The following is an 8,628-nucleotide window of genomic DNA, read 5'->3' as shown; positions in this document are numbered from 1 at the left end:
GGGGGGGGGGTGGGGGTCCTGGTCGGGATCTTCCGGGACGAGGCTCGCGCCGTGCTCGCTTGGGTCGGGGCGTACGCCGTCGCGCCGGCCGGTGTCGCGTTCCTCGCCGCGGGCGCCGGTTTCGGCCTCGGGTGGTGGGGCGGCGGCAGGGCGGGTTCGGGTGGCCGGGACGCGGGGTCGGTGGTGGTCGAGGGTTCCTTCGAGATCAGTGCCGACGACTTCGACGTGGACCTGCCGGCGGACCACATGGTCTTTGGCCGCCGGCTGCGCTACCTAGAGCGGGCCACGGCTTCGCGTGACCTGGTGGTCCTGCTGCATGGTCTGGGCACGGACGCCTCGGAGTTCCGCTCGTACATGGCCTCGGCCCGACCGCACACCGTCGCATTGACGGCGTTCGGCCACCATCCGGAAGAGGCGCGCGACGCGCGCTACCGGCCGATCGGCCTGGCCACGCACACCGAGTTGATCGCGGGCGCCATCAGGGCCCTCGCCCGGCGCCACCCGGGCAAGCGGCTCGTGCTCGTGGGGTTCTCGTACGGGGCCGACACGGTGCTGCGCCTCGCTGAGCGGTGGGCGGAGCATCCGGAGCAGCGGCCCGCGCTCGCGGGGGTGTTGCTGTTGGATCCGAACATGAACCGGTCCACTCTCCCCGTCACCCGGGCCCTGGCCGGGTTGGACCTGGCCGATCCGGCCGCGGCGTTGCGCGGGATCGTGGCGGCGACCCGGGACCTGGACACCTTCGCGAATTTTTGCGACTACCTGCATCGGATCGCCGGGAAGGATCTGGCGCAGGTGTGCCGGCACGCGGGCGAGGTGTGGGAGGACGCGGAGGAGGTTGGCTCCTACGAGCGGTTCGTGCGCCGGTGCGAGCGGCTGCGGTCTGTGTGCGGGGGGCCGGTGCGGATCCATTTCTCCACGCGCTTCGAGACGCATTTCAACGATCTGGTCGCGCATGCGCGGCGGCGTGGCGTGCGGGGCGTGTTCGACCTGCGGCGGACCGATCACTTCGCGTTGTGCGCGGAGCCCGCGCTGCGGCCCCAGGTGGAGGCCTTGGTGGCGGGTTCTCCGGCCCCCGCTCCCGAGGGGTGAGCGCGGGGTCGGGGACCGAGGCGGACTGTGGCGGGGACCGTGCGGCCGCCGGCCGAGGCCAGGCAGACCCCCGTGGAGGAAGGCGCCGCCCGACTTGCGAAACGCATGCGGCACTACCGACCCGATGTGGTCGTCACCTACGACGAGAACGGCTTCTACGGCCACCCCGACCACATCCAGGAGCACCGCATCACGATGGCGGCGCTGGAGATGACCGCGCTGACACCGAAGGTGTACTGGACGACGATGCCCCCGCTCGGGGATGCAGCGGTTCGGAGAGATCATGCGCCGGATCCCGCGAGGCCGCCTCGATGGGGGTCAGAACATCTTCTTCCTCGAGATGGGCAAGGAGAGGTTCGGCGCATTGAATGGCATGGAGACCTTCGTACGCGGCAGGGACGCCACCGGCGCGGCTGTACCCGAGAACGACCTCTTGGCCGGACTGCGCTGATCCGCCCGTCCGACCGGTGTACGGGAAAGCTCATCGGCCGCACGGCCGGTCGAGCGGGCCCGGGAGCTCCCGGCTGCCGGCGGCTCCCTGCGGGAGCAGTTGGCGGCTGTCGCTCCCGCCCACGCCCGGCACGTGGCAGCCGTCGGCCCCGACCGCAGTCCGGCGACCGGGTGCCCCGACTCGTCGGCTTGGGAGATGAAGGCACGCCTGGAACAGGCCCCCATCGTGGCGGCCGCCAACGCTGCGGCGGGCCGTACGGTCGTGCGCACCCTGCGGAATCTGCCTCCCGGCCCCGTGCTTACACAGGCCGATGCCGCCGCCCATGCAGCCCCGTCCGATCCCGCTCAGCCCACACGGAGGCCGGCCCCGGACGGCTACTGCCGCGCCATCGCCGCGCACCGTGAGGCTCCGCCCGGCCGGAGGTGACTTCCATGGCGGGATGCGGTGGAGCGGCAGGCCCGGGAGTTGCGGGAGCGCAGCTGGCACGCGTTCCCCGCCCCGGCCGTCGTCCCGCAGGACGCGCCGTTGCCGATCGAGGGCGCGCGCAGCGGCGCCTCCGGGCCGCGGCAATCGAGGACGCCGCCCTCCGCCGGCCCGCGCCGAGCGTGCCCACCTTTTCGGAGCGGCAATTGGCGCCGGCTCAGACTCCGCCCCTCCGGACGACGGCTTGATCACGCGATGAGCTGCGGTGCCAACGTTGCTGGTGGCACGATGAGTTGGGATGAAGGGTGGGGGGTACATGCGGGGTGACAGGCGGCAGATTCAGACGGCGGTCATGGGCGGCGCGGACTCGGAGGAGCCGCTGATGCTGCCGCTGGAGGCGATCGAGCTGGACGCCTTCCGCCAAAGGCACGAGAACGACACGTTCTGGTGCGGGCTGCTCCTGGGCGGCTGCGGTGTTCGGCTGGCGACGAAGCTTTATACCGATCGGGTCTGCCACTTCGCCCACCACCCGGGCGCCGAGGCAGTGGGCCACGAGTGCCGTCGGCGGGCGAGGGGAGTGTCCAGTGCCGACCACTTGTATGTGAAGGTTGCTGCTGTGGCCTGGCTGCGTGACCACGGCGAGCAGGCAGTCTTCGACTTCGCCCGACCAGGCCGTGCTGCGATCGGTTCCGTTCTCGACATCCGGTTCAAGAGCCGCGGGCTACGTGTCCACCTGGACCGGGAAGTCGCGCCCGTTTGGGACGAGGACGGCATCGAGCCGGTGCTGGGCGTATCGGTGCCGGTGGACGAGGCCACCCTGGTCCGGCACTGGTACGTGCACCGCATCCGTCTGGACAGTGAGGGCACTCACCGCCGGGTGCGGATCGGCACGGAGGCGTTTGCGCGGGGCGTGGAGTGGTTCGCACTGGACGAGTGCGAGATGACCGAGCGCGGTCTGTCGACTCCGGCGGTGAAGCAGATCGTCAGTTCCCGGCGCGCACGCCCCGCGTCCTCCTGGACGGTGGCCAAGGTCAGGAAGGAGCCGAACGCTTCGGTGCGGGCGGTCGGGCTGCTGCGTCGTCTGGCTGATGCGCGCAAGGTGGAGTCCGTGGTCGTGGTCGCCAGGGTGTGCGACGAGATAGAAGCCCTGATCGAAGTGCACGGGGAGACTCGGGAGCAGCTCGCTGTTGTGGTGGACGATGCACGCCGTTGGCTGCACGCGCAGGCCGACGTCCGCCGTGACCTGTTCTCCCAGCTCGGTGAGGCGCTCTCCGCCGAAGACACGAGCCGGGTCCGTCAGCTACTGATCCGCGCCAATGCGACAGCCAGCCATGACCGCACAGTGAAAGAGACGCGTGTCGCGGAAGCTGCCGACACCCATCTTGTCGCCTCCGGAGCGGGACTACAGATGCTGAACCTGCATCAGCAGAGACAGGCGGCGGAGAAGAAGGCTGCGCAGCGAGTTCGACGGACCCTGGAAAGGCTTGCGGGCCTCCGCCGCCGTACACCGGTGAATGCGGTACGCAGGCTGGTGAGAGGGCTGTCTGATGCGGCGGATGACGCAGGCGGTCTTCTCTCTCCTGACGAACTGAGCAAGGTCTCTGAATGGAGGGCCCGCGCGGGTCTTGAGAGCCCAGATGGCACCGTGCCTGCCGTGCTGGCGCCGGCACAGCCTCGCAGTGACACCGCTCCGAAAAAGTCAGTGCCACGGCATGGTCAGGTAGCTCGCCGGTTCTGGATCAACGAGCAGTGCCCGCGCTGCTTCGCTGTCGCGGGGAAGGACTGCGTGAACGATGACCGATCCGGCCGAAAGCGGGTCCGCCCTTCCCCTCATGACGAACGTGTGCAGCCCATTCTCGATGCGCGCGCAGCCCAGGTTCAAAGGCGACGTGTGAGTTCGATGCCTCCAGGCTCCCCGACCGTGCTGGCCGTGGCGTGCCCCGACTGCGGAAGCGCAGCAGGTGAAGCCTGTAGATCGCCACGTGGCTCACATCGCGGGCGGGTGGAGCGGGCCGCTGGCCATACGTGACGCACCTGCGGTCCGGCCCGCCGATGAAGCCCCGGCCAGGCCCAGGGATAGACGCAGAGCCTTCTCTCGCTGCCGATCCCGTCGGCGCCTCCGGCGTAGGTGTCGTCCAGGCGGCGGCAACCCTGCCCACGGAGACACGCGAACGTAGGGCCGGGAATGGCGACGACGGAGAAGCACGGGGCATAAAGACTGCACAACCATCAACGCCCGACGTCTCCTGCCTGCGAGCCGGGTCAAGGCCGGTTGGAGCAGTACACCCTGCCAGGTGATGCCGGCTGTGGTGGCATCACGCCATGAAAGATCCCTTCTCCTCGACGGAGGCCTCAACGCTGCTGGGCCCTGTGGGCTCCGTGGACCGGGACGCCGCGCGCCGCGCGGTCGCCGACCGTGCCATCGACCGCGACGACCTCGCACAGCTGCTCGACCTCCTAGGCCTGTGGCCGAGTGATGACCCGGCCGCACGAGGCACAGCCAGCACACGGGCGAGTCTGGGCAAGGACCGGCCGGGATGACAACCAGGCAGAATCGAACCGGCAATGACCTCACCATCACCCAAAGATCCTGAGCAGGCCCGTGCCGTCTCGGGTGGCAGGAACCTCGAGCAGCTGCTCCGGTCTCAGGTCAGGCACGGCAACCCCACCCGCGCCGACCACGGCTGTACGCGCCCAAGCGCACGGCTGCGGCACGCCAGGACCGCGACCGGCGCACCCATGAGCGGCGGTACGGCCGCGGACTGCTCAACCCACAGGCTCGTGTCGACGAACTCCTGCCGCACGACTTTGACCTGCACACCTACAAGATCATCAAGACTTGTCAATCGCTCTGGAGGGTCCCGGCCATCGTTTGAGCTGAGGGCCGTCCTGGCCCCGGTCGACCTGGTCTGGGCGCACCCGGAACGCACGGCCGCCCGGCGCCTGGTGGAGACCGCCGCCCGTAGTGAGCTCGCCCGGCTGGCAGCCGGGTTCGCCGGTCGCACCGATGCGCCGGTGCGCCGCAGGTTCTCGCCGACCGGCTCGGCCGTCTGCTGGAGGATCACGCTCAGCGGCGCGCGCTGCGGCTGATGGAGCAGCCGTTGCCGACGGAGCCGCCAGGCCGCGAGATCTTGCCTTCCTGCAGGATCGCACCCTAGTGAACGAAGGGAAGAAGCAGATCTACGGCACGCAGATCGCCGGCGTGAAGGACGGCTCGCCGATCCCGTGGCCCTGCGAGGAACCCGAGGGCATGGACGCACGTCGTGCAGAAGTTGGAATCCCGCCGTTCGCCGAGTACATCGCTCAGTTCTCGATCGCCTGAGTCACTCCGGCATCCGGCGGATCACGCTCCCGTCTGATCCGCTGGACAGACCCTAGTCGTGCGGATCCGCTCCGGGCTCTCCCGGTTCATGCGGTCGGATCATCCAGCGAGTCGTTCCCGGGCGTACTCGCGCAGCTCGACCATCGGCTGCTCGGTCCGGTCGTCCAGGCGGCGGATGAGGGCGGAGGCGAGGTCGATGCAGCGGGTGGCCCCGGAGTCGAGGGCGGTGTCGAGAGCGGCGCGGGCGGCGGCCGCGGCGGCTGAGGCGTCGCGGTTGTGGAGGGAGCCTTCGGCCCGGTAGGTGAGGAACACTGATTTGGTTCGGGAGCGGCGTGGATCAAGTTCGCCCAGACCGGAGTCGATCGCGGTGCCGGCGCGGCCGGGGTCACCGAGGTCGAGCCAGCAGCGGCCGGCGTCGGCGTTGATGTCCGCCATCGACATCCAGGAGACGACGGGGGGTGTGTCGTTGGGGTGTATCCGGTCCAGCTCGGTCTCGGCGGAAGTCAGCGCGCGCTGGGTTCCCTGGTGGTCCTGGAGTACGGCGCAGGCTCGTGCGCGGCGTACGTCGAGCAGTGAGCGAGCAGCCGCGGTACGGGTGCGGGAGCGGGCGTGTTCCAGGACGCGGATCGCATCGGCAGGCCTGGACAGCCAGGTGGCCTGGTAGGCGAGGTCGGACAGAGCCACAGCCGCGAGATCGCGGTCGCCGGCTTGGTGCGCGGCATGGACGACGGCCTGCCAGTGGCGTTGAGCGTCGGCGTGCCGGTCCGCGTCGAAGCGCAGCCATGCGGCGCAGTGCGCGAGGTCTGCAGCCACAGCGTGGAGACGGCGGCCTGCTGCCGAGGAATGGTAGCCCTGGGCGATCAGGTCGATCGCGGTGTTCAGGTGGGCGTCGATGAGAGTGGAGACCTCCGGATGCGGTCCGGCGGCAAGAGTGCGCAGCTCGCCGGACCGCTGCTCCAGCCATGTCAGGAGTTCTTCGTCGACGTGTTGTCCGTCGAGGGCCTGGGACAGGTGGCGTGGCTCGATGCGGGCCCAGTCGGCGGCGACCTCGTTGAGGGTGCTGCTGCTGAGTACCAGGAAGGATCGTCGGTCCATGCGGGTGATCTGCACCTCTCGCAGGGCGGCCCGGGTTCCGGAGGGGCTGAACGGGGCGGGCTGTTCGAAGCGGGCAGCCAGTCGGGCCATCGAAGCTGTTCGATCGCGGCGGTGGGAACGTCGAGGACGTCTGCCAGCAGCGACTGGCTCTCCTCGCTCGGTGTGGCGCGAAGAGCCAGATCCGGTTGCGGTCGATGCCGCTGCGCAGGCCGCGCCTGCGTGCCTGCTCACGGAGCAGGCGGGCGAGGTCGTCTCCGGACCAGTGGCGCTGGCGGCGCAGGTGTGCCAGCGGATGACGATCCAGACCCATCTCGCCCCTCTCAGATGTCGACGCCGCCCGTCCACCATGCCGTACCCGGGCGGGGGTTGGGGACGCTTCACCGGGGCCAACCTTTTACGAACCCCGGCCAGCCACTGCCCTCAGTCGTTCATCGAGTCGGCATGCCGCCATGAGGACTGTTTACGACCATGGCCAGTGACCCAGCGACAAGGTAGTAGTGATCCGGGAAGTACTCGATGTGCTGGTGCCCGCCGTCGTCCATCTCCGCAAATGACTGAACTTCGTCAGCGAGAGCCGTCAAGCCCAGCCGGTCACCTTCGATGAGTAGAGCGCCGCGCTCCGAGTCAACTCGGATACGGACACCCGGGCCGCTGGTGCTCACCACCTCGACCGAAGCCAGTTCAGTGCCCCCGAAGCTCGGTTCAGCCGAGGCGGTGGTTTCCGTGCCACCCTTCCCCGCGGCGAGGGCGAGGGCCAGGACGACGAGTTCCGCCGCACCGCCCGAGACGTCCACCCCATCCTCATCGGGAAAGAACAGAACCCTCATCCGCCACAACCCCTTCGGTTCCACAACGACAGACTCAACAACCAAAGCCGTTGCCCCTGGTCAACCGGGCTTCCCCGGCTCAAGGCCAGCCGTCACGGACGTTACCCACCACTTGACGAAACCCATAGGGACACCCCCCCCCGCAGGACCAGCCGCACCGGGCCGCCACCCGGGGAAAACTCACCGATTAGCGCGAGCGGTGCACGTGGCATGATCAACTCGCCCTCTGGGCACCCATGTCCAGCCTGCTCACCGGAGTCCCCATGCACGTTCGTCCAGCCACTCACGCCCTGACAGCGGTGGCGCTGCTCGCCTGCGCCCTCGTCTCCGGCTGCTCGCAAGGCTCGGCCGAGGCGAAGGCGGTGCAGACGCCCCCGCCGAGCGCGCAGGAGGTGGCGTACTACCGCTGTCTTGAGACGAACGGCGTCCCGCTGGAGAAGCGGGACGACGGCCAGCTCCGCGTGGACAAGGACAAGAACGACGCCGCCGTCGAGGCCGCGGCCGAAGCGAAGTGCGCGGACCGGCTCCTGAGCCCGCAGGCCCCCCGACAGGCCCCGGCGGAGTTCGTGGCCAAGGCGAAGATGGTCAGCGCCTGCATCCGCGAGAACGGCTACCCGGACTACCCCGACCCCGACCCGGTAACGGCCGACGTCCATCTGAATCCGGCCCAGCGGACCGCTTACGAGGCGACCAAGTTCCAGGCCACAGCCGCGAAGTGCAGCTCCAAGTCCTGAACTGGGAAGCGTCCAGGGTATGCGGGCGCCGGTCCGGGGGGAGCGGTTTGCGCGGTGCTCACTCCCCGACATGTCCGGTACATCCACCGGTGCTGACCGGCCGCGATCCGGAACGTGTTCGGCGACTGGCAGGACAGGCAGATCATCGGGGCTTCTTTCGCGTGGGGCTTGTGGGTCTAAGGGATGACGGGGGTGGCGTGGTCGGCGGCCGCGGTGGTGACGGCGGCGGGGAGGTGAACCCGGCGACGGACCGCGTGGTGAAGCGGTGTGATGCACGGGACCTTCGTGGTGATTGGCGCAGGGCCCGCCGGACGGTGCGGGCCCCGGGGGCGGGGTCAGAAGAGGGCGGTGGTCATGTGGTCGCCCGTTGCGGTGACGACGACCGCGGTGCCGTGGAGGTTGGTGGTGTTGATGTGGAGGATCCGGCCGACGCACTCGGTGATCGCGAACCCGGTATCGACGCTGCCGTAGTTGGCGCGGGTGTAGTCGGTGGTGATCAGGTAGCCCTGCTCGTTCGCGGTGATGTTGGTGACGCGGGCCGTGTGGTAGGCGCCGACCACCGTGCAGTGGGCGGGGGCGAGGTTGCGGACGCGGGCGGCCGTCTCGTTGGCGGGAAGCGGCGCCGCGAGCGCGGCCGGGGCGGCGGCCGTGGGGGTCGGCGACGCCGCTTCCCGCCAACGAGACGGC

The 8,628-nt window shown here is 69.6% G+C and carries 8 protein-coding genes and 2 pseudogenes; 7 read left to right on the top strand and 3 right to left on the bottom strand.

Annotation, left to right across the window (positions count from 1 at the left end; genetic code table 11):
- The 6 genes and pseudogenes from PV721_RS37845 to PV721_RS37825 form a co-directional block, all read left to right on the top strand.
- Positions 1–1,089 (top strand): hypothetical protein (locus PV721_RS37845; protein WP_319732551.1); only part of this gene is annotated, 1,089 nt, incomplete at its 5' end.
- Between the two features lie 48 nt (positions 1,090–1,137).
- Positions 1,138–1,378 (top strand): annotated as a pseudogene (locus tag PV721_RS44170) (PIG-L family deacetylase); the annotation flags it as partial.
- Complete coding sequence (locus PV721_RS44165) at positions 1,352–1,540, top strand: hypothetical protein (protein WP_416371264.1); 189 nt, start codon at positions 1,352–1,354, stop codon at positions 1,538–1,540. The pseudogene PV721_RS44170 and the gene PV721_RS44165, both read left to right, overlap by 27 nt.
- Positions 1,541–2,345: 805 nt before the next feature.
- Positions 2,346–3,992 (top strand): hypothetical protein, encoded by a 1,647-nt coding sequence (locus PV721_RS37835; protein WP_319732549.1) that lies wholly within the window; start codon positions 2,346–2,348, stop codon positions 3,990–3,992.
- Between the two features lie 293 nt (positions 3,993–4,285).
- Positions 4,286–4,504 carry a hypothetical protein gene (locus tag PV721_RS37830; protein ID WP_319732547.1) on the top strand — a complete coding sequence of 73 codons (219 nt, stop codon included), beginning with the start codon at positions 4,286–4,288 and terminating at the stop codon, positions 4,502–4,504.
- A 524-nt stretch (positions 4,505–5,028) separates the two neighbouring features.
- Positions 5,029–5,285: pseudogene (locus PV721_RS37825) on the top strand (DUF6624 domain-containing protein); the annotation flags it as partial.
- A gap of 99 nt (positions 5,286–5,384) precedes the next feature.
- Here the strand turns inward: PV721_RS37825 and PV721_RS37820 are convergent.
- Both PV721_RS37820 and PV721_RS37815 read right to left on the bottom strand, forming a co-directional pair.
- Positions 5,385–6,470, bottom strand: coding sequence for an XRE family transcriptional regulator (locus PV721_RS37820; RefSeq protein ID WP_319732545.1), 1,086 nt, complete (start codon positions 6,468–6,470; stop codon positions 5,385–5,387).
- Between the two features lie 338 nt (positions 6,471–6,808).
- Positions 6,809–7,207, bottom strand: coding sequence for a hypothetical protein (locus PV721_RS37815; protein WP_319732543.1), 399 nt, complete (start codon positions 7,205–7,207; stop codon positions 6,809–6,811).
- 263 nt (positions 7,208–7,470) lie between these two features.
- On the opposite strand from PV721_RS37815, the gene PV721_RS37810 reads away from it, so the two are divergent.
- Positions 7,471–7,941: a hypothetical protein gene (locus PV721_RS37810; protein WP_319732542.1), complete on the top strand. Its 471-nt coding sequence runs from the start codon at positions 7,471–7,473 to the stop codon at positions 7,939–7,941.
- Positions 7,942–8,276: 335 nt separating this feature from the next.
- On the opposite strand, the gene PV721_RS37805 is transcribed toward PV721_RS37810, so the two are convergent.
- Positions 8,277–8,628 (bottom strand): hypothetical protein (locus tag PV721_RS37805; protein WP_319732540.1); only part of this gene is annotated, 352 nt, incomplete at its 5' end.

The organism is Streptomyces sp. MB09-01 (assembly GCF_033794505.1).
In the GTDB taxonomy this organism is placed as follows: Bacteria; Actinomycetota; Actinomycetes; order Streptomycetales; family Streptomycetaceae; genus Streptomyces.
Note: the sequence above shows the minus strand (reverse complement) of the source record. Positions and strands in the feature narration are given on the sequence as shown.

What these genes read in the sequence shown, in the direction of transcription:
- PV721_RS37815 (WP_319732543.1), bottom strand. Translation starts at nt 7,207, where the DNA reads ATGAGGGTTCTGTTCTTTCCCGATGAGGATGGGGTGGACGTCTCGGGC.
- PV721_RS37820 (WP_319732545.1), bottom strand. Translation starts at nt 6,470, where the DNA reads ATGGCCCGACTGGCTGCCCGCTTCGAACAGCCCGCCCCGTTCAGCCCC.
- PV721_RS37810 (WP_319732542.1), top strand. Translation starts at nt 7,471, where the DNA reads ATGCACGTTCGTCCAGCCACTCACGCCCTGACAGCGGTGGCGCTGCTC.
- PV721_RS37835 (WP_319732549.1), top strand. Translation starts at nt 2,346, where the DNA reads ATGCTGCCGCTGGAGGCGATCGAGCTGGACGCCTTCCGCCAAAGGCAC.
- PV721_RS44165 (WP_416371264.1), top strand. Translation starts at nt 1,352, where the DNA reads ATGCAGCGGTTCGGAGAGATCATGCGCCGGATCCCGCGAGGCCGCCTC.
- PV721_RS37830 (WP_319732547.1), top strand. Translation starts at nt 4,286, where the DNA reads ATGAAAGATCCCTTCTCCTCGACGGAGGCCTCAACGCTGCTGGGCCCT.